This is a genomic window from Bradyrhizobium sp. Leo78 (assembly GCF_059512425.1).
In genome coordinates this window covers 263,952-283,622 of record NZ_JCAMOT010000003.1, presented here as the reverse complement: position 1 = coordinate 283,622, position 19,671 = coordinate 263,952, and the positions used below count along the sequence as shown (strand labels likewise).

Sequence of the window (19,671 nt, the reverse complement as noted above, 5' to 3'; positions counted from 1 at the left end):
CGGCCCCCGCGCGCGAGCAAAAGCTTAGAGAGCCTTTACTCGCAGCAGAAATCAAAAGAAACTATGCGCTTCGACGGATTTCAGTATGGCACCAGGATTGATCTTCTTTGCAGCGACCAGCTGACGGCGAAGCCGTCACCAAACACCAATACTGCCGCGGCGCAGCACGAGACGACCAATTGACGGCGCTCGTAGCCTCGAGCTGCCAGCTTTGGTTCGCTTTCGGCTAGTGCATTGGGGCGTGCTTGACGGAATCCTTGATCCCGCGCCAGATCTTCGCGCACCAATTGCTGACATTCTGAAGCAGGACTTTCTTCAAATCCAACTCTCTCTATAGCCTTTGTTGTCACCTGTCAGAAGCAAGAGTTGGGCCACCAGCCCAGTGACTTGATCGCCGCCGATGAAGCTCGGTCGGCCGTACGGCCGGGCTATAGTGTCCCGAATCTGAAGTTCTACGGCCTCCAAATCAACGCGAAGACGGCGGACTGTCCTTATTGTTTGAGGAGGACGAACGCTTCTGCGCTTACAATGTGCCAGCCAAGGCCAAAATGCCTTGAACTTCTGGTTCAGGACACTACGGCGCCCGTCTCGGCGGACCGACCGATGCGCGGGGAATGAATTCGCTTGGCACCAGCACCTGATGGGCCTCCTGCACGTCGCGGTTCCGGATTCGATCGAGAAGCATGCCGGCGGCAATCCGGCCGATTTCTCCTTGATCCCATCCGATGACGGCAATCGGCGGCGTGACGAGCTCCGCGAGTTCGGAATGGCCGGACGCGATGACCGAGACATCCTCGGGAATCCTTAAGCCCCTTCCCCGCACCGCGCGCAGCACGCCCGAGAGCATGTCGATGCCGCCGGAGATCACCGCGGTCGGCGGATTGCGTTGGCCGAGCAGCGCCGAGGTGATACGGAATCCTGCACCGGGCAAGAAGCTGCCTGCCTGGATCAGAGACAGATCTGGTTGCAGGCCGCGCGCCGAATAAGCCTCTTGATAACCGCGGATGCGTTCACTTGCCGGATACAGCCCGCGCTCACCTGTAATCAGTGCCACGCGGCGATGGCCCAGATCGAGCAAATGACCGACAGCGGCACGCATGCCGCCTGCGTGATCCGCCATGACCGCGTCGGCCCACGGCTGTTGGGCACGATCGATCAGCACGATGGGGATATCGAGCCCGCGCAGGAATGCTTCAAACTCGCCTTCGATCGGCGTGTAAGGGCCCATCATGACGCCGTCGGCCTGTCGGCTTGACAGGCGGCTGAGCAGTTCGCGCTCGCGCTCCTCCCGGCCTTCCGAGTTGGAGATCACCAAGGAGAACCCCTCGTCGTCGAGCACGTCGTGCGCGGCCTTCACGAAGCCGGCGAGCTGCGGGATATTGATCTCACGCAGGATGCAGCCGATCGTGTGCGTCGAGCGTATCCGCATGCTGCGCGCCACCGCATTCGGCGCATAGCCGAGTTCGTCGATCGCGCGCTGGACCTTTCGGCGGACATCGGGACGAACCGTGGCATTGGCATTCAGGACACGCGAAACAGTGCCCGTCGAAACGCCGGCCGCGGTCGCGACATCGCGGATCGTCAGCTTACTTCCGCGGCCCACCATCTGCCGATTTGTCATCGTGTCCACCTGAGGTCGGAACCCATTTTAGCGCATGCGGCGCTGAAGTGAATTCCGCGGCCTCAACCATCGGACGCACCGATCAGATCTCGAAGGCCCACTGCTCCGCGGCCAAAGTATATTGTCCGCCCTCGCGTCGCATATGGCCAAAGCCGGGAAAATGCAAATGCATTCCGCCGATCAGCATGTCGTCAGTCACCACCATGTCGAAAATCATCTGGCGCGCCCTGGCCGCGGAGTCGGGGTCGGTGTCGAACTCCATGGTGACGTGCGGAAGCGCCACCTGGATTTCGGGCACATGCACGGTGTCGCCCCACACAACCATCGACCGGCCGCCGGAGGAGACGACGTAAGCGGTGTGGCCGGGCGTATGACCGGGGATCGGAATTGCGGTGACGCCCGGCAGCACCTCGCCATTGCGGAAAGTGCGGACGCGATCGGCAGCCATATAAGGCTTGAGCTGAGTCCGGCCGGCCTCAAAATAGCGGCGGCGGGGTCGCTCCGCGGCCTTCGCCATCGCCTCGTCGTTGAACCAGTGATTGATCTCGTTTTCATGCACGATGACCTCGGCATTGGGGAACAGTCTCGTGCCAGTCGCCGCATCGGTCAGGCCGTTGGAATGGTCGGGATGAACATGTGTGAGCAGCACGCCATCGACGGAGGCCGGCTCGATGCCCGCAGCCGCGAGATTGTCAGGCAGGCAACCGCAGGTCGGTCCCATCAGATCGGCGGAGCCGCAATCGATCAGGTAGGTCCGGCCGTTCACCCGCAACGCGAAAGCATTCACTGAAATGCGCGGCGGCGAGATCCGGTGATCGCGGGCGAGAATGGCCTTGGTCTCCTGCTCCGGAATGTTGCGGAAGATCGAGTACCCCATGTCGACGTAACCGTCACTTAAGCCCGTGACTAGTACGTCTCCCAGTCTGCGGTGGTAGACGCCAGCGACTTGCGTCTCGGGAAACCTGCTCATCGGACACTCTCCTCCCAAAGTCGCGCGATCACGGCAGGATCGTCGCGTCTGTGATGCCAGCTTCGGCCGACGCGAAGCCCGGCCTTCGACCAAAGTCGAACTTCCATGAGCGCGTAAGCCCAGGTGACCGCGAACACGTCAATCACCGGTGCGCCAGCGATCTCGCGCAGGCCATGACGAACGAGAAGCTCGGCAAGCACGCCTTCGGCCGGAATGATCACATCGGCGCCGCGCGCGACCAGGCGTTCGGCTGCGGCAGCAAAATTGCCGATCACAGGCGCAGGGTCGGCATAAGCGGCGGCCAGCGCCGGCTCATCAAGCGGCGGATCAAGAGCGACGACATCGAGCACACGTGCGGCAAGCCCATGCTTGTCGACCGCAACCTTCGTCATCCATTGCACGGCCGGCGCATTTGACACCAGCGCCACGTAGCGTCCGAGCGAGCAACCGACGAGAAGGCCGCTCTCCGTGAGCGAGGCGACAGGAATGTCGACGGCGGAACGGATCTCACGCAAGAACGGCTCGCTGAAGGAACCGATCACGAAGGCCGCATAGCCCTCCCGCTCCGCCATGATCGCATTATCGATCACTTGGCCGAGAATGCGGTGATAGGCATAGGCATTGCCGAGCACCGCCGTGGCCGACGCTCCACGATAGCTCCCCGAGGGAAGGCCATGCACGACAAGCTCGGCATCGTCACCGAGGATGTCGGCCGCGTGCGCCTCCAGCGCGCACTTGTAAACCGCCAAATGCTCGAGTTCGTTGACCGACTGGTGCCAGATGCGAGGCTTCGAGCCTCCGCCGTATCCTGCTCTTGTCATGCGTCGGTCCGGTCGCTTGTCAGGCGCAGCGAGCGCAACGAGCCGATCTCTTCCAGACGCCAGAGCTGCTCGAACAAATCGCTCGCGTGGGCGCGGCTGAACACGCGCGTCGTACAATCCAGGAATTTTTCCCTCAGCTCCTCGCGCGTGAGCGGCATCTGCCAACTGCCCTTGGCATGCACGACCGGCGTGTGTTCCAACACCTCGCCTGAAGTGAGCACAACGCTCACCTGGTCCGACGGCGCAAAAGGCTGGTCGCCGGGCATAATCTCATCGGTCGTCGTGCAGCGCACCTTTGCGAAGGTGGCACCGACATCCGGCCGTGTGACGAATTCATCGGTCAACTCGGCAAGACCGACCCGGCGCGCGATGAGTGCGGCGGCCATCGCGAATTCCATGCTGAACTTTGCTTCGAGCCCCGTCTGCGGGTTGCTGTTGCGCAACATCAGTTTTTGCGTAACGCCGGTATGAACCCGAATCTCGCTGACTTCGGATGGGTTCAGCTTGTGCAGGTCGACGAGGCCGAGCATCGCGTCGATCGAGCGATGCGTGGCATAGCAGGTCGGATAGCGCTTCACATTGATTCCAAGCTCGGCCAGCCGCCAGTTCCTGCCGATGTCGAGCGTGCCGTCCTCGATCCTTGGGGTACCGGACGGAGAATGGGCGCGCAGGAACCCGGTTCGGTGTTCCAGCACATCCAGCGAAGCGGTGAATCCCTGGTCCGCCAGCCGTGCAGCGAGCACGCCCGATTGCGCGGTGCGGCCAGCGTGCAGCGATTTCGTCATCGTGCCGAAATTGGCGACAAGACCTGAGGCCAGCGAGGCGGCGATGGCGACGGCGTGCGCCGTTTTCTCGGGACCGAGCCCACGCAAGCGGGCGCATGCTGCTGCGGTTGCGAGCGCCCCCATCACCGCTGTCGGATGGAAACCACGCTCGTGCAGGTGTCCTGGTTCGAGATCTGCGAGCTGCGCCCATAGCTCATAGCCCGCGACATAGGCGGCGACCGCATCGGCACCACTCGAATCAAGCGACCAGCCTTCGGCAAGTATGGCTGGAACGAGCACCGCGCTCGGATGACCAGCAAGCGCCACGTCGTCATAGTCGAGCACGTGCGCCGCGACACCGTTGACGAGCGCGGCATCTGACGCCGCGAGGTTGCGGCCCGAGGGAAGTTCAGGCGCCCCGTCGTTCTGTGTGGACGGTGCGAGCATGGCCGAGACGATGCGCACCGGTTGCTCGGCTGCGCCTGCGATCATAACGCCGACACAATCGATGATGCCGGTACGAGCGGCCTCCTTGCACCGATCGGGCAAGTCTGCCGGCCTCAGCCCCGCGACGAAACTTGCTGTCTCGCGTGTGATATCAAGCATGGTCGCCTCCTCAATAGGATCGGGGAAGACCGAGCACGTGCTGCGCCACATAGGCGAGCACCATGTTGGTCGAGATCGGGGCCGTCTGGTAAAGTCTGACCTCGCGCCACTTGCGCTCGACGTCGTATTCCTGCGCAAAGGCGAAGCCGCCATGGGTCTGGAACGTCGTATCGGCCGCCTTCCACGTCGCTTCGGAGGCAAGCAGCTTGGCGATATTGGCATCGGCACCGCAGGGGCGGCCGGCCTGGAAGAGCGCCGCGGCGCGGCGGCACATCATATCGGCCGCCTCAAGCTCGGCGTAGGCCCGCGCCAGCGGAAACTGAACACCCTGGTTCTGTCCGATCGGGCGGCCGAACACGCTGCGCTGATTGGCGTAGGCGACGCCCTTGTTGAGCAGCCAGCGCCCATCGCCGACGCATTCAGAAGCGACCAGGATGCGCTCGGCGTTCATGCCGTCGAGGATGTAGCGAAAGCCCTCTCCCTCCTCGCCGATCAAATTCTCGGCCGGGACCCGCAGGTTCTCGATGAAGACTTCGGTGGTGTTGTGGTTGATCATCGCCTTGATCGGGCGGATCTCGACGCCATTGCCCTTGGCCTCACGCAAATCAACGAGGAACACCGAAAGTCCCTCGGTACGACGCTTCGCCTGATCGAGCGGCGTGGTGCGTGCAAGCAGCAGCATGAGGTCGGAATAGAGCGCGCGCGAGGTCCAGATCTTCTGGCCATTGATGACGTAGACGTCGCCCTGGCGCTCCGCCCGTGTCTTGAGCTGGGTGGTGTCGGAGCCGGTGTTGGGCTCGGTGACGCCAAAGGCCTGCAGCCGCAACTTTCCGTCGGCAATATCCGGAAGATAGCTGCGCTTTTGCTTCTCGCTGCCGTGACGCAACAGCGTGCCCATGATGTACATCTGCGCATGCGCTGGGCTCGCCGTGCAGCCATTGGCATTGATCTCTTCGAGGATCACAGCAGCCGCGCGCAGCGGCAGGCCCGAGCCGCCGTATTCCTCCGGAATGAGGGCGCCGAGGAAGCCGGCCTCGGTCAGAGCGGCGACGAATTCGGCCGGATAGCCGCTGCGCTCATCGAGCGCGCGCCAGTATTCGCCGGGGAATCTTTCGCAGATTTTTCGGACCGTGCTGCGCAGCTCCGGAAAATCCTCGCCCACGACAACGGTGACTTCGGCCTCAGCCGGATGGGAAGTGTCGTGATAGTTCATGCAGTATCCTTTCAGCCGGCAACCCTGGCAGGCGTGCGATAGGTCTTCGGCAATCCAGCGCGAGCGATGGCGCCGGAGAACCGCTCGCCCGGCAGCCAGCTTTCGACTTCCCCGCGCAATGCGATCAGCGCTTCGATATCCGCGCCGGTATCGAAGCCGAGTTGCTCCAGCAGGAACACGGTGTCTTCGGTATCGATGTTGCCGGTCGCTCCGGGGGCGAAGGGACAGCCGCCAAGTCCCGCCAGCGACGCATCGAAGGCACGAACGCCGGCTTCGAGCGCGGCGGTGACGTTGGCGAGGCCGAGGCCCCGGGTATCGTGGAAATGACAGGCAACCGGAACGCGGCCGATAGCGGCGATCACCGCCTTCATCAACCGGCGGACCTGGCCCGGATCACCGTAGCCGACGGTGTCGGCGACGATGATCTCATCGGCTCCCGTTTCGGCAAGCCGCACCGCGATCTCGACGACCCGCGCCTCCGACACCGATCCTGAAATGGTGCAACCGAAGGCCGTGGCAATCCCGGCGCCGAGCGCAATCCGCGCGCCGGCGTGTTGATCACGCGCTGCGACGATGCGCGCGAAATCTTGCAGCGACTCTTCGGTGCTGCGACGGACATTGGCGAGGTTGTGCTCCTCGCTCGCCGACAGCACATAGTTGACCTGCGCCAGATCCAGCGCCAATGCGCGCTCCGCACCGCGCAGGTTCGGCACCAGCACGGAAGGCCGGCAGCCGGTGATCGCGGTCGCGCCGCGCGCCACCTCCTCCGCATCGGCAAACTGAGGGATCACCTTTGGCGGCACGAAGGACGTCACCTCGATGTCGTTGATGCCCGCCTCGACCATGCCTCGACACCAGGCGAGCTTGCGCGCACTTGGCAGGATCGCCTTCACGAGCTGCAATCCATCCCTCGGCCCAACCTCGCGAACATGAGCTCTCTCACGCACCTCGCGCCTCCATTACTTGCCCTGAAAGTTCGGCTTGCGACGCTCGTTGAATGCGAGGACGCCTTCGCGACGGTCCGACGTCGGAACCAGCCGGTTGTAGGCCTCGATTTCGAAAGCAAGACCGTCCGCAAGCGACATCTGCAGGCCGCGGTGGATCGCCTGCTTGGCCTGGCGCACCGAGATCGGACCATTGCCGGCGATCCGCTCGGCGATGGCCAGCGTTGCCGTCAGCAATTCGTCGGGCGGCAGCACGCGATTGACCAGTCCCCAGCGCTCCGCCTCCTCGGCCGAGAACGGCAGGCCGGAGAGGATGACTTCCTTGGCGCGGCGTTCGCCGATGGCACGCGGCAGGTTCTGCGTCCCGCCCGCCCCGGGCATGATGCCGAGCGTCACCTCCGTCAGCGCAAAGCGTGCGTTGGTGGCGGCGTAGACGAAATCGGCCGCCGCCGCGATCTCGCAACCCCCGCCATATGCGGCGCCGTTCACCGCTGCAATGACCGGAATCGGGCAAGCCAGGATCGCGCGCAGCATGCGCTCGAACACGAGATGCTGGGCCTGCCATGCATCATCCGTCATGCCGTTACGCTGCTTGAGATCACCGCCGGCGCAAAACGCCTTCGCGCCGCTGCCGGTCAGAACCGCAACGCGGAGTCCTTCGAGATCGACGGTCAGCCCTTCGAACAGCTCCATCAGGTCGAGGCCCATCTGGGTGTTCATGGCATTGGCGGCGTCGGGCCGGTTCAAGGTAACCAGCAGGATGTGATTGTCCCGCCGTTCCAACGTGATGGTTTCGAAATCACTTCGCATTGGCGGTCTCCCTGCTGGCGGATGTCCGAAGGATAGCGTTGTGCTGACCGAGTGTCGGAGCCGGCGTGCGCGCCCGAGGGCGGGCCCCGTTGAACGCGAGGGGAATGCCGACCAGGTCGATGTCGTCGTCATCGCAACGCACCGTCATGTCGAGCGCGCGGGTCTGCGGATGCTTGGCGACTTCATCAATGCCAAGCAGCGGCGCATTGGGCACCCCGGCGTCGTCAAGCAGCTTGCCGAGCGCCTCACCCGAATATCGCTGAACCGCGGCTCCAATCTGCGGCAACAGCCGCTCGCGGTTGACGACGCGCGCCGCATTCGTGGCGAAGGCCGGATCGGACGCAAGCGCATCGAGCCCCAATGCACTGCAGAGCTTGCGGAACAGATTGTCATTCCCGGCGGCAATCATCAGCCAGCTATCGGATGCCTCGAAAGCCTGATAGGGCACGATCTCCGCCGTGCCCGAGCCGTAGGGCTTGCGCACTTCGCCGGATGCGGCGTAACCGGCGAGCGGCACGGTCATCCAGGCAAGGCCGGTCTCGTACAGCGACGTCGAGACGATCCGTCCTTCGGCGCCGCTCTTGCGCGCAACCAGCGAGGCGAGCAAGCCGATCACGGCCCACATGCCCGAGCCCATGTCGATCAGGGAAACGCCGACCCGCACCGGTGGCCGACCGCCCTCGCCCGTGACACTCATGATCCCCGTGCTGGCCTGCGCGAGCGGATCGTAACCCGGCTTGCTCGCGAGCGGCCCCTTGCTGCCGAACGCCCCAATGTCACACCAGATCAGCGCAGGCTTCTCGGCACGCAACGCCTCGGCCGTGAGCCCGAACTTGCTGAGAATGCCGGGCCGCAGATTCTGGATCACGGCGTCGGCTTGCGACAGAATGAGTGACTTCAACTCGCGGCATTCACGCCCATCGCTGAAGTCGATCGTGACGTCCTCCTTGCCGCGGTTGAGGCAATGGAAGGCGCTGGCGGTCTCGTTCCAGAACGGAGGCCCCCAGCCGCGCGCATAGTCGCCGCTCTTCGGGTTCTCGACTTTGATCACGCGCGCGCCGAGATCGGCCAGGATCAGCCCGGCGTAAGGCGCGGCCACGCTGTGACCGAGCTCCACGACGGTGATGCCTTTCAGCGGCTTGTCGATCTCGGGCATTACGTTCTCCTCGATGGGATGCAGCATCCCCGTTTCGCCATCATCATTCCGTCCAAGCTTTCCGCCCCCACGCCTCAGGACTTGTCCATCGCGTTGTCCGCCACGAGCACCGCGCCGTTGACGAAGCTCGCCCGGTCCGACAGCGCGAACACGATCAGATTGGCGAGCTCTTGTGGCGTGCCCCAGCGCGTGTTGCGCATCGAATTGTTCTCCGACCAGCGCTGCCGTTCGGCCTCCCCTTCCTCGGCGCTGAGATTGCGCCTGGCGAGCTCGCGCTCCCATTTCGCGAACCGTTCCGGCGTGTTGACGAAGCCCGGAACCACGCAGTTGATGCGGATATTGTGCGGCCCGAATTCATTGGCCAGAATCTTGGAGAACCTGATCTCAGCCGACTTGGCCGGCCCGGTACAGGACGACAGGAAAGGCGGCATCGTCACCATGATGCCGGTCTCGCCCGAGACGTTGACGATGCTGCCGCCTTTCTGCTGGATCATGACGGGAATGATGCGCTGGCAGATGCGAAACTGGGCGAAGAAGTTGATCGCCATGCCGTACTGCAATTCCTCGTCGGTCACTTCGAGGAAGGGCTTGTAGGTGCCGGTGCCGGCATTGTTGACGAGGATATCGATGCGACCGAGACGGTCGCGGGCGACCATCGGCAGTTGCTCGATCTGCTTCAAATCAGTCACGTCGAGCGACAAGGTCTCGACCTTCGCGCCCGTGGTCTTCTCAATGTCGGCGCGCGCCTCGGCGAGCGCATCCCCGCGCCGTGCGCAGATGAGCACCTTGACGCCCTCTTCGGCCAGCAGCCGGCACGTCTCTAGTCCGATACCCTTGCTGCCGCCGGTGACGATGGCTGTCTTGCCTTCCAATCCGAGTTTCATCTGTTTTCTCCCTGAAACGAGGTGACACGATCGAGCAGCGCGCGGATCGGCATCGCTCCGCCGTTGCGCGCGGAGGCGAAGACCTCCGCAGCCAGCTGGCTTGCGGCGCCGGATGGAAATCCCGATCGCGCCATGCGGGCTTCGAACACTTCGGTGGCGCGCGCCTCATCCTGGAAGACCAATGTCCTGGGCGCTTCGCGCGCGATGCGGCGATAGCGGCCGCCGTCATCCGTCTCGACCTCGACGGTTGCATCAAGATGTGTCCCGACATCGTCAGGCAGCACTGTCGTCTTCTCGACCAGTGCCAGGATCTCCGGATCCCGCTGGTGTTCGGCGCCCATCTCGTAGTCGAGCCGGCCATAGCGGAGCATGGCGGCGACCGCGAAGGCGGTGCTGGCCTGCGTCTGGACGATGCTCGTGAATGGTCCCTTGAACGATGTTCCGGGATACTCGGTGTAGGGACGCCAGATCGTCACCGTGATCCGCCTGGTGCGCGCAAGGTCGATGCCGTCGCGGTTGAGCAGGCTGGCTGCAATCACAGCGGACATGTTATCGCCGAGCGTGGCGAACGGTTTGGCCATGACGCCGATCATCGTCGCGGGATCGGGATTTTTCAGCCAGGTCTCGGGCGTGCGGTCGAGGCCACCAAGTGAGCGCAGAAAACCCTTCGGCCCTTCCAGCGCATCGGGTGCACCCTGCACGCCGCGCGCGGCGAGCTCAGCGGCGATGAACCCGCCGTGAGCGGCGCGCCCATTCTGCACACGCCATTCGTCGGATCCGCAGCGCACCGGCTCAAGCGTACCTCCTGTCGTGGAAGCCGCAATCGCGACCGCGCTCGTAGCCTTCAGCGAATCGAGACCAAGCGCCGCGGCACCGGCCGCGGCCGCGGCTATAGTGCCGAATGTTGGACTTGTGCGCACGCCTCGCCCGATCAGACCGCGCGCAACGCTCTCGCCCGCGCCGAGCCATTTCAGCGTGGCATATCCGGCCGTGAGCGCATTGAGGACGACCCGCAACGGCGCGTCGCGCGCCTCGCCCAAGCACACGACGACCGGCGAGATCAACGATCCGGGATGGGTCCATGAATCGTGATCGGTATCGTCCTGGAAATGCGCATGGACGGCAATGCCATTGGCAAGCACCGCTTCGGACAGTGGCACGTGTTTGCCGCTGGCCCAGATCCGCGCACTTCGCGAGCTAGGTGCGACATCCGTCGTCATCGCGCGCGCCGCCGCGGCCGTCGGTTCGTCCCGTGACGCCAAAGCAAGTCCGAGTGAATCGAGCAGGCAGGTCGCCGCCTTCACCGCGATCTCGGCCGCGAGTTCTACTTCAGCCGCCGATGCGACAAAGGCGCCAAGACGCGTTGTTGCATTGATTTGAGCCATTACAGATACTCCTCGGCCAACGCGACATCGCGTATTTCGGCCACCGAGCCACTTCGCCTGATCTCGCCGCCGCGCATCACATAGCCGCGGGTGGCAAGCTTGAGCGCCGGCCGGGCCATTTGCTCGGTCATGAGGATCGTGGTGCCACGCGCCTGCATGTGGTGGATCGCCTCGCTGATCCGCGCGATCCACACCGGCGCAAGCCCGAGGAAAGGCTCATCCAGCAGCAGCAGCTTGGGAAACGAACTCATCGCCCGGGCCAGAGCCACGATCTGCTGCTGACCGCCGGACAACTGTCCCGCCGGCTGGGCCGCGCGTTCCCGCAGCATCGGAAAGAGACCGCAGAGCCAGTCCCAGGCTTCGCGTTGTGCGGCACGGCCTCGCCCGCAGGCACCGCTCAGAACGTTGTCGGCGACCGACATGGTCGGAAATACGCGGCGGCCTTCCGGCGAATAACCCATGCCGGCCCGCGCTCTGCCATCGCATGCGAGCGCGTTGATATCCCGGCCTGCAAAACGCACCGTGCCGCGCGCAGCGCCGGCAAGACCGATGACGGCATTGATCAGGCTTGATTTGCCTGCTCCGTTGGCACCCACCAGCAGGACTGTTTCGCCCTCCGCAACTTCGATCGAGACCCCCCGCAGGGCCGTGATGCTGCCATAGCGCACTTCGAGATTTTGCACCGCGAGCATCATGCCTCTGCCTCGTCCGTCGTCCCGAGATAAGCGTCGATGACGTCCTTGCGCGACAGCACTTCTGTTGGCGAGCCCTCGGCCAGCACGCGGCCGGAATCCAGCACCAGGATCTTCGGGCAGAGCCTGCGCACCAGATCCATGTCGTGCTCGACGATCAGAACGCCGCACCCCAACTCCGTTACGGCATGACGGACGAAGGCATCGATACGCAGGCGCTCGCGCCGTTCAAGACCGGCCGCCGGTTCATCCAGCAGCAGCACTTTCGGCCGCACCGCGCAGGCAAGCACGAGGCCGAGCATCTTCTGCAAACCGTAAGGCAGCTTGTCGCTTTGTTCGTCGAGGTGCGCGACAAGCTCGAATTCATCGATCAGCGGCGTGATGGCCTGCCACGCGTCCTCTCCGCCATTGCTGAAGCGCACCGCGCGCGAGATATTCTCGCGCACCGTGGCCGTGCGGAACGTATTGGTCTGCTGAAAGCTGCGCACGATGCCGGCGCGGCTCACGGCGTGGAGCGGCTTTCCCGTCATGTCGCGGCCGCCGAGCAGGACGCGGCCGCTGGTTGGCGGAAGCATGCCGCAGATCACGTTGATCAAGGTGGTCTTGCCGGCACCGTTGGGGCCGATCACACCAAGCACCTCTCCCGGCACGATCGAGAAGCTCACGTCGTTGAAGACGTGCAGTCCGCCGAAACGCTTGCAGATGCCGGTGACCTCGAGACGCATCGATGAGTTCGCGATGCCAACGACAGATTCGCGTCGGTCGAGCCGCGGTCCCATGACACCGAGGACGTCGCCCGGGAGCATCACAAACCCTTCTCCGAAACTGCTCTCGGTTCGTGCCGCTTGTCTGGGAACCGGCTCTCTGCTCCTCGTCATGGCTGCGACTCCGTGGCGGCCGGGGCCCCCAGGGCGCCGGACCCGGGGTTGATGGTGGATCGGCGGAGAACGCGCGAACTTAGGAACCGGAGAAACCGCGACACGGTGCCAACGATGCCCTCTCGCGCCGCCAGCACCACGACCACGATGAGGAATCCGAACAGGAGCTGGGAAAACTCACCGCGCAGCGCAAAGATTTCTCCTGCCCAGATCAGCAAGGCCCCGCCGACGAGCGGCCCGAGCATGGTGCTCTTGCCACCGATGATCGCGTAGGCGATGTAGTTCACCGATGAGAGTGGACTGAACGAGGTCGGATGCGCGGTGAGCAGCATGTTGACCAACGCAAAGCCGGCGAGCCCGGAGACACCGCCCGCGATCGCAAAGCCGAATGCCTTGTAGTGCCAGACGACGAGCCCGAGAGATTGCGCCAGCAACTCGTTCTCTTCGATCGCCGCAAAATGCTGACGCAAGCGGCGAGTGACTGCGGCCGTGATCAGCGCACCCGCGAGCGCCAGGCCGGTCGTGACCAGGAGCACGGCGCGATTATCGCCGAGTTCGATCCCGAAGAATGTCACGGCAGGCATACCGACCAAGCCGTTGGCTCCTCCAGTCCAGCCCGGCATCTCGAACAGCACGAGCTGTGTGATCTCCGTGAGGACGAAGGTGACCAGCACGAAGTGGACGCCCGTGAGACGGAGCACCAACGCGCCGAGCGGCAGTGCAAACAGCGCCGGCACCACGAAACTGGCAATGCCGAGCAGCAGAACATCCGTCACACCATGGCGGAGACCGAGGATCGCCGCGGTATAGCCTCCGATCGCCATGAACGTGGGCACCGCAAAGGTCATCAGGTTCATGCGCAGCATGATGTAGACGCTGAACGCAGCGGTGACCCCAATCAGGATCTGATTGGCCAGCGAGTAGATCGCGGGGTTCTGGCTGATCCAGGGGATGACGAAGGCAGCGGCGATGATGACAACGCTTGCCGTCTCGGCGATGGAGCCGCTGCGCGCGGCGCCAAGATCAATGCTTGCCATGGCTCACGCTCCACGTACCCGATGGCCGAACAGGCCGGACGGCCTGACCACCAACATGATCAGGACGAGCACGAACAATGCGAGAGCGCCTTTCGATCCGCCCAGATAGACCGCCGAGAACGCTTCCACCATGCCGACGAGAAAGGCCGCAACGGTTGCGCCGCCAATGCTTCCGAGACCACCAAGAATGACAATGAGGAAGGATGTCGCCAGCACGGGATCGCCGACATGCGGTGCAAGCGACAGGATCGGCGTGACCAGCGCGCCAGTGAGACCCGCAAGCCCGGTGGCCAGCGCAAACGCTGTCGGAAACAGAAGCTTTGGACGTAGTCCCTGCGCCGTGGCGACGGCACGGTCGTCAGCAAGCGCACGCAAGGCGCGGCCGAAGTCGGTGTAGTAAATCAGGGCATAGATCGACAGGATACCCACCAGGCAGACGGCAAGGACCACGAGATTCTCGATCGGGACGTAGAAGCCGTGCCCGCGCAGGACACCCGTCAGGGGAAAGCTGAATGCAGGCGACTGCGGTCCAAAGATCACCAGAAGGCCGCTCGACATCATCAAATAGAGACCGAGCGTCAGCATCAGTGTCGCCAAGTGATCGTCGATCACGTGATCGAGGACGAAACGCTCGAAGAGATAACCCAGCGCCGTCGTGCCGAGCGCGGCGGCGATCACTGCCAGCGCATAGGGCAGACCAAGATAGGTCACCGCCGAATAAGCGAGATAGCCTCCGAGCACGTAGAATCCGCCATGGGCGAAATTGACCACGCCGAGAATGCCGAAGATCAGGGTGAAGCCGAGGGCGAGCAGCGCATACTGCGCGCCCAGGCTGATGCCGATGAGGCCGGTGGCGACGATGCCTTCCACAGGAACTCCGCTACTTGCCCGTGGCCGCTTCGACCGGAACGATCGGCTGCAACTTTCCGTCAGTGACCAATCCCACGCCGAATGGGAACGATAGCTCCTGGTTGATGCCGAAGAATTCCTTGCCGATCCAATGTCCTGAACCGACATTTGGATCGTCCACGGGCAATGCACGGAGAGCCTGAGCCACCTTTTCGGTGTCGGTGATCGTGCCCGCTTTCGCGATCGCCTTTAAGACCATGCGAGTGCCGGACACCCACTGGAAAAACAAATTGTTCTCAGGCCGCTCGGTGCCGAACAGCTTCTTGTATTCGTCGGCGATCAGTTGGACCTTCTCGTCGACCAGAACCGGCTCGTACCAATAGAAGTCCTTCAGCACGGCGTCGCCGCCGGCAACTCGCGAAATCTCGCCATAGCCTGGGCCACCGAGGCGCCCGATCGGTCCTTCGAACCCGGCTTGGCGCAATTGCTTGACCATGATGCCGGCGTCGCCGGGCGGCGAGGACGCGAGATCCACGGCCTCCGGTTTTGCGTTCATGATGCGCGTCACGATCGGCGCAAAATTGGTGGTGCCGCGCTGGTAGTACTCCTCAGTCGCAGCGATACCGTTCTTCTTGTAGGCGTCCGCATCGACGCTTGCGATATCCGTGCCCCCCTGGTCGTTCGGAGCAACGAGGACAACGCTCTTGATGCCGAATTTCTGCTTGGCGATCTTGATGATCGGATCGGCCCATCCCGACGGACCAGGGCCGACATGGAACACCAACGGCCACTGCGGACCCAGCGCATCCTTGGCGTAGCCATTGCCCATCACCAACATCGAATTGCGTTTGGCGATGGGCTTCAGCCCGGTGAGTTCGGGTGAACCGATGGGACCGATGATGAATTTCACGCCCTGCCCCGCGAGCGTATTTGCTGCCGCGGCGGCGCCCTCTGCGGTGTATTTGCTATCGATCGCAACGACACTGACTTGACACGGCGCGCCGTCGATCTTGACCAGGCCGTCGCGATTGGCCTCCGCAGCCGCGAACTCCGCCGCGCCCTTGAGGGCGAGCCCCCACTGCGCAGCCGGCCCGGAAAGCACGCCGACGACGCCCAGTTTGAGCTCCGGTCCGGCGGCGAGCACGGACGGCCCGGACACGACACTCGAAGCGCTGATTGCGGCGCCGGCCAACAGCAAGTCACGACGCGTTATCTTCATTTCCACCCTCCCGTTATGGATCGTTTCATTTATTTTTGCTTGTTTTTATGCCAGCGCGCGTTGCGAGGCGCGCGACACTTAGCTTCGCGCAGTCGCGTCGCCCCCACCAGGGGATGGACGCAACACTCAAGCAATATATTGATTTTGCTTTGTAATTATTCCAGCTTGGCCGCTTGAGCGAAGTCTGCACTCAGCCCGAGCGTCGGCGTCCCTTTCCCTCTGATTGTTCTTTCAGCACTTAGTTAGAGACTATGTGCCGTTATGGACGCCCTGTCAATGAAACGATTTAACAAAACTATAAAGGTTGGCTCACCGGTGGCGTAACGTCGATTATTGGCCCCGCGTATCTTTCGAGCGTCGCGATGTTTATTGCGGTCGCCTAAGCCGCCTTGCACCTGGAGGCGCCCAACGCCTCTAACACGTCCAAGCAACTTCGTTGCTGCGGGGCGGATCTGCCCCAACCCGCGTGCAGGTCAGCGCAGCGCAACTGCAGGCAAATGCCAGCGCGGAGCGAAGCTCGTTCGCGTTGGTGTCCCTCAGTCCGCTCCTGCCGAGTCTGCCCTGCTTATGCAGCGCAAACAGCAGCGCGGCCTGAAAGCTGTCGCCTGCGCCGATCGTGTCCACGACGGTGATCGCGGGTGACCCGACTTCGATGGCACCGGCCGCCGAATGCCAGGCCTGGGCTCCCTTCGTTCCGCGCGTGACGACAAACAGGCTGCCGCCTCCAGCCAGGAACTCTTGCGCCTTCGCCGTGTAAGCCTCTTTCCCGTAGAGATAGTCGAAGTCAACGTCCGACATGCGAACGATGTCCGCGCTGTCGACAAACCCGTCCATGCGCGCGAGATAGGCTGTCTTGTCCTTGACCAGATTGGGCCTGCAGTTCGGGTCGAACGAAATCGTCGCCGATGATTTGGCATCGGCGACCATCGCGGCGGTTTCCGCGGCTCCCCTCTCGTTGACCAGCGTCGTTGAGCCGATGTGGACGGCCTCGATCGTCTCGAACGGAATTTTGCCGTGCGAATAGGTCCATTCCCGGGTGGCCGTCTCCGCGTCATAAAACGCATATTGCGACTCGCCTGCGACCATTCGGACGAAAGCAAGCGTGGTCTGGCGATCGCTGCGGGTGGCGTAGCGAAGGTCGACGCCGGATGCGGCGGCGTGGTCGGCGATCATGCGGCCGAACAGATCGGTCGAGACGCCACCGACAAAGCCGGTCGGCGCGCCAAGCCGCGCCAGTCCGACCGCGACGTTGAGGCAAGACCCGCCGACTGCCGGTCGTACCGCTTCGTGACCGTCTGCGGTCGTAACCGGCACAAAATCGATCAGCGCATCGCCACAGCTCAGCAGCATCGTTCGCGACCTTTCGAGATGATCTCAAAACCGCCCATCGTCTCACGGCTTCCGCGATCAAGCTCGCGCAACAACCTGTAGACCTCGCGCTTTCGGCGGTGGAATTCTTCCATGCCCGGCGCGGCCGGCTCGGTCAGGCGACCGAGCGCCGACATCGCGGCCATGGTCTCGCCGAGCGAGGCATAGGCGCCGGCAGCGACGGCGCCGAGCATGGCCGCGCCGAGCAGGACCGGCTCCGCCGTTTGCGGCAGTGCCACCGTGAGGCCGGTCGTATCGGCCATGATCTGCCGCACCAGCGGGCTCCTTCCTGCGCCGCCGCCCATGACGATGAGCTTGCTGTTGACCCCCTGCGCCTTGAAGTCATCGATGACGTCGGCGAGGCCATAGGCGAGCCCGCACAATCCCGCCACGAACAGACGCTCCATCGCGCAGATATCCGTATCGAGATCGAGGCCGGCAATGACGGCGCGCGTATCGGGATCGGCATAAGGCGAGCGGTTGCCGAGGAATTCCGGCAGCACATGAAGGTCGCGCGCCAGCAGCGCCGCCCTGCTCGCCTGCCCAGCACGGGCCATGATCCGCTCCTCGAGGATCTGGATGATCTCCACGCCGTTCCGCCTTGCCGCGTCGCTTGCCTCGGCGTAGGCGGGATGGGAGCGGATCAAATAATCGATCGCAGCACCCGCCGCCGATTGTCCGCCTTCGTTGAGCCAGAAGCCGGGCACCATGCCCGAGTAATACGGTCCCCACACGCCGGGGACGAAACAGGGATCGACCGTTGTCGCCATGATGCAGGCGGAGGTCCCCATGATATAGGCGAGGCGATCGCAGACATCGACTTCAGCACCCGATGCGTCCCGGCCGCCGATCGCGCCGAGCCCGCCGGCGTGCGCATCGATCAGCGAGGCGCCGACCGGCGTCCCCGGTCTCAGCCCGAAATCCCGTGCCGCCTGTTCCGTCAGGCCCAACCCCAGCGGCGTTCCAGGAGCGACGATCTCGGTGCCGATCCTGCGATATTCGTCCTCGACAAATTCCTGCAAGCCCACGCGCTGAAAATATGGCGCGCTCCAACGCCCTTCATGCGCGAGGTAGTTCCACTTGCAGGTCACCGTGCAGGTCGAGCGCGCGAACGACCCCGTCGCGCGCCACGAGAGGAAGTCGGCCAGGTCGAAGAAATGCCCGGCGCGATCAAAACTGTCGCGCAGGTGCCGCTTCAGCCAGAGCAGCTTCGGCATCTCCATCTCGGGCGAGATGGAGCCGCCGACATAGCGCAGCACCTCATCCTGCGTATCGTTGATCAGCCGCGCTTCCTCGATCGCGCGATGATCCATCCAGACGATGACATTGCGCTGCTTGCCGCCGGATGTACTCACCGTCAGCGGTCCGCCATGCCGATCGAGCACGACCAGCGAGCAGGTCGCGTCGAAGCCAATGCCCTTCACGAGCTCCGGCGATATCGCAGCTTCCGCCATCGCGCTGCGGACGGCCGAGACGCTAGCCGCCCAGATATCTGACGACGACTGCTCGACAACGTCGCCTGCCTCGTGCCAGACCGCGATCGGGTGTTTTGCAGTTGCGAGCAGGACTCCGTTTTCGTCGAAGATGCCCGCGCGCGTGCTGGAGGTTCCGACGTCGATGCCGATGAAGGCTTGCCGCATGTTCGCTCCCGTCAGTTTTGACGCAAGCTTACCAGCAAGTATAGCCACCATCGACAAGAACGATGCTTCCCGTCATGAGGCTGGCCGCTTCCGATGACAGGAACAGGACCACCGAGGCGATCTCCTCGACCTGCCCCATCCGCGCCATCGGGGTGCCGCCGATCCAGGCGTCGTACATGCGGGGGTTGTCCTTCACGAATGCGTTCAGGGGCGTCTCGATGTAGGTCGGCGCCACCGCGTTGACGCGCACGCCGCGCGCGCCCCATTCGGCTGCGAGCGATTTGGTCAGATGGTGCACCGCAGCCTTGGAGGCGTTGTAGTAGCACTGCTCCTGCGGCTTATTGACGATGAAACCGGACATCGAGCCGATATTGACGATATTGCCCGTCCGCGCCTGAAGCATGTGCTTGCCGAAGGCGCGGCAGCACCAGAAGGTGCCGTTGAGATTGACGTCGATGACATTCAGCCAGTGCTCGTCGGTCACGGTTTCGGCCGGAGTCTCGCTGCGCGCGATGCCAGCATTGTTGACGAGGACATCGACCCGGCCGTAGCGAGCGACGAGTTCGTCGGCAATCTCGGTAACGCGCCGTGAATCCGTCACGTCCACGACCGCGACCTCGGCCTGATAGCCTTTCCCGCTCAGATAGGCACCCGCTTCGCCGGCTACCGCCGCATCGCGATCGGCAATCACAACCCTCGCGCCGGCCTCGGCCAGCGCCTCGGCACAGGCGAGGCCGATCCCCTGCCCGCCCCCGGTTACGACTGCGGTCTTGCCGGGTAGTTTGAATTTTTCCAGATACATCTTGGTCTTCCT

18 protein-coding genes are annotated in these 19,671 nt (G+C 63.6%); all 18 read right to left on the bottom strand.

What is annotated here, in order from left to right; genetic code table 11:
• Positions 1-574 precede the first annotated feature (574 nt).
• Positions 575-1,621 (bottom strand): LacI family DNA-binding transcriptional regulator, encoded by a 1,047-nt coding sequence (locus tag AC5ZG1_RS06015; protein ID WP_496132261.1) that lies wholly within the window; start codon positions 1,619-1,621, stop codon positions 575-577.
• A gap of 82 nt (positions 1,622-1,703) precedes the next feature.
• Entirely contained in the window at positions 1,704-2,591 is an 888-nt protein-coding gene (locus AC5ZG1_RS06010) for an MBL fold metallo-hydrolase (RefSeq protein ID WP_496132260.1), read from the bottom strand.
• On the bottom strand, positions 2,588-3,412 hold the full coding sequence (locus AC5ZG1_RS06005) for an aspartate/glutamate racemase family protein (RefSeq protein ID WP_496132259.1): 825 nt from the start codon (positions 3,410-3,412) through the stop codon (positions 2,588-2,590). The genes AC5ZG1_RS06010 and AC5ZG1_RS06005 overlap by 4 nt, the downstream gene beginning before the upstream one ends.
• The gene (locus tag AC5ZG1_RS06000; protein WP_496132258.1) at positions 3,409-4,782 is read right to left on the bottom strand and encodes an MmgE/PrpD family protein; all 1,374 of its coding nucleotides are present in this window, start codon (positions 4,780-4,782) and stop codon (positions 3,409-3,411) included. Before AC5ZG1_RS06000 ends, AC5ZG1_RS06005 begins: the two co-directional genes overlap by 4 nt.
• Before the next feature lie 10 nt (positions 4,783-4,792).
• Positions 4,793-5,995 (bottom strand): acyl-CoA dehydrogenase family protein, encoded by a 1,203-nt coding sequence (locus AC5ZG1_RS05995; protein WP_496132257.1) that lies wholly within the window; start codon positions 5,993-5,995, stop codon positions 4,793-4,795.
• Between the two features lie 11 nt (positions 5,996-6,006).
• Positions 6,007-6,942, bottom strand: coding sequence for a hydroxymethylglutaryl-CoA lyase (locus AC5ZG1_RS05990; RefSeq protein WP_496132256.1), 936 nt, complete (start codon positions 6,940-6,942; stop codon positions 6,007-6,009).
• 12 nt (positions 6,943-6,954) lie between these two features.
• Positions 6,955-7,749, bottom strand: a complete 795-nt coding sequence (locus AC5ZG1_RS05985) for an enoyl-CoA hydratase/isomerase family protein (RefSeq protein WP_463328286.1) — start codon at positions 7,747-7,749, stop codon at positions 6,955-6,957.
• The gene (locus AC5ZG1_RS05980; RefSeq protein ID WP_496132255.1) at positions 7,739-8,905 is read right to left on the bottom strand and encodes a CaiB/BaiF CoA transferase family protein; all 1,167 of its coding nucleotides are present in this window, start codon (positions 8,903-8,905) and stop codon (positions 7,739-7,741) included. The genes AC5ZG1_RS05985 and AC5ZG1_RS05980 overlap by 11 nt, the downstream gene beginning before the upstream one ends.
• Before the next feature lie 74 nt (positions 8,906-8,979).
• On the bottom strand, positions 8,980-9,789 hold the full coding sequence (locus tag AC5ZG1_RS05975) for an SDR family NAD(P)-dependent oxidoreductase (protein ID WP_130224056.1): 810 nt from the start codon (positions 9,787-9,789) through the stop codon (positions 8,980-8,982).
• Positions 9,786-11,174, bottom strand: a complete 1,389-nt coding sequence (locus AC5ZG1_RS05970; RefSeq protein WP_496132254.1) for an MmgE/PrpD family protein — start codon at positions 11,172-11,174, stop codon at positions 9,786-9,788. Before AC5ZG1_RS05970 ends, AC5ZG1_RS05975 begins: the two co-directional genes overlap by 4 nt.
• Positions 11,174-11,869 carry an ABC transporter ATP-binding protein gene (locus AC5ZG1_RS05965; protein WP_496132253.1) on the bottom strand — a complete coding sequence of 232 codons (696 nt, stop codon included), beginning with the start codon at positions 11,867-11,869 and terminating at the stop codon, positions 11,174-11,176. The genes AC5ZG1_RS05970 and AC5ZG1_RS05965 overlap by 1 nt, the downstream gene beginning before the upstream one ends.
• A complete protein-coding gene (locus AC5ZG1_RS05960) occupies positions 11,866-12,672 on the bottom strand; it encodes an ABC transporter ATP-binding protein (protein WP_496132252.1) in 807 nt (268 codons plus the stop codon). The genes AC5ZG1_RS05965 and AC5ZG1_RS05960 overlap by 4 nt, the downstream gene beginning before the upstream one ends.
• A gap of 68 nt (positions 12,673-12,740) precedes the next feature.
• The gene (locus AC5ZG1_RS05955; protein ID WP_496132251.1) at positions 12,741-13,781 is read right to left on the bottom strand and encodes a branched-chain amino acid ABC transporter permease; all 1,041 of its coding nucleotides are present in this window, start codon (positions 13,779-13,781) and stop codon (positions 12,741-12,743) included.
• 3 nt (positions 13,782-13,784) lie between these two features.
• Positions 13,785-14,651 carry a branched-chain amino acid ABC transporter permease gene (locus tag AC5ZG1_RS05950; protein ID WP_496132250.1) on the bottom strand — a complete coding sequence of 289 codons (867 nt, stop codon included), beginning with the start codon at positions 14,649-14,651 and terminating at the stop codon, positions 13,785-13,787.
• Positions 14,652-14,661: 10 nt separating this feature from the next.
• Positions 14,662-15,849 carry an ABC transporter substrate-binding protein gene (locus AC5ZG1_RS05945; RefSeq protein WP_496132249.1) on the bottom strand — a complete coding sequence of 396 codons (1,188 nt, stop codon included), beginning with the start codon at positions 15,847-15,849 and terminating at the stop codon, positions 14,662-14,664.
• Between the two features lie 414 nt (positions 15,850-16,263).
• Positions 16,264-17,199, bottom strand: a complete 936-nt coding sequence (locus AC5ZG1_RS05940) for a carbohydrate kinase family protein (RefSeq protein ID WP_496132248.1) — start codon at positions 17,197-17,199, stop codon at positions 16,264-16,266.
• Positions 17,190-18,857, bottom strand: a complete 1,668-nt coding sequence (locus AC5ZG1_RS05935) for an FGGY-family carbohydrate kinase (RefSeq protein WP_496132247.1) — start codon at positions 18,855-18,857, stop codon at positions 17,190-17,192. The genes AC5ZG1_RS05940 and AC5ZG1_RS05935 overlap by 10 nt, the downstream gene beginning before the upstream one ends.
• A 28-nt stretch (positions 18,858-18,885) precedes the next feature.
• Positions 18,886-19,659 carry an SDR family NAD(P)-dependent oxidoreductase gene (locus AC5ZG1_RS05930; RefSeq protein ID WP_456642185.1) on the bottom strand — a complete coding sequence of 258 codons (774 nt, stop codon included), beginning with the start codon at positions 19,657-19,659 and terminating at the stop codon, positions 18,886-18,888.
• Positions 19,660-19,671 lie beyond the last annotated feature (12 nt).

Bases quoted from the DNA above. Each gene is read 5' to 3' on its own strand.
- AC5ZG1_RS05970 (WP_496132254.1), bottom strand. From the start codon at position 11,174: ATGGCTCAAATCAATGCAACAACGCGTCTTGGCGCCTTTGTCGCATCG.
- AC5ZG1_RS05935 (WP_496132247.1), bottom strand. From the start codon at position 18,857: ATGCGGCAAGCCTTCATCGGCATCGACGTCGGAACCTCCAGCACGCGC.
- AC5ZG1_RS06000 (WP_496132258.1), bottom strand. From the start codon at position 4,782: ATGCTTGATATCACACGCGAGACAGCAAGTTTCGTCGCGGGGCTGAGG.
- AC5ZG1_RS06005 (WP_496132259.1), bottom strand. From the start codon at position 3,412: ATGACAAGAGCAGGATACGGCGGAGGCTCGAAGCCTCGCATCTGGCAC.
- AC5ZG1_RS05945 (WP_496132249.1), bottom strand. From the start codon at position 15,849: ATGAAGATAACGCGTCGTGACTTGCTGTTGGCCGGCGCCGCAATCAGC.
- AC5ZG1_RS05960 (WP_496132252.1), bottom strand. From the start codon at position 12,672: ATGCTCCCGGGCGACGTCCTCGGTGTCATGGGACCGCGGCTCGACCGA.
- AC5ZG1_RS06015 (WP_496132261.1), bottom strand. From the start codon at position 1,621: ATGACAAATCGGCAGATGGTGGGCCGCGGAAGTAAGCTGACGATCCGC.
- AC5ZG1_RS05955 (WP_496132251.1), bottom strand. From the start codon at position 13,781: ATGGCAAGCATTGATCTTGGCGCCGCGCGCAGCGGCTCCATCGCCGAG.
- AC5ZG1_RS05980 (WP_496132255.1), bottom strand. From the start codon at position 8,905: ATGCCCGAGATCGACAAGCCGCTGAAAGGCATCACCGTCGTGGAGCTC.
- AC5ZG1_RS05965 (WP_496132253.1), bottom strand. From the start codon at position 11,869: ATGATGCTCGCGGTGCAAAATCTCGAAGTGCGCTATGGCAGCATCACG.
- AC5ZG1_RS05930 (WP_456642185.1), bottom strand. From the start codon at position 19,659: ATGTATCTGGAAAAATTCAAACTACCCGGCAAGACCGCAGTCGTAACC.
- AC5ZG1_RS05940 (WP_496132248.1), bottom strand. From the start codon at position 17,199: ATGCTGCTGAGCTGTGGCGATGCGCTGATCGATTTTGTGCCGGTTACG.
- AC5ZG1_RS06010 (WP_496132260.1), bottom strand. From the start codon at position 2,591: ATGAGCAGGTTTCCCGAGACGCAAGTCGCTGGCGTCTACCACCGCAGA.
- AC5ZG1_RS05995 (WP_496132257.1), bottom strand. From the start codon at position 5,995: ATGAACTATCACGACACTTCCCATCCGGCTGAGGCCGAAGTCACCGTT.
- AC5ZG1_RS05985 (WP_463328286.1), bottom strand. From the start codon at position 7,749: ATGCGAAGTGATTTCGAAACCATCACGTTGGAACGGCGGGACAATCAC.
- AC5ZG1_RS05975 (WP_130224056.1), bottom strand. From the start codon at position 9,789: ATGAAACTCGGATTGGAAGGCAAGACAGCCATCGTCACCGGCGGCAGC.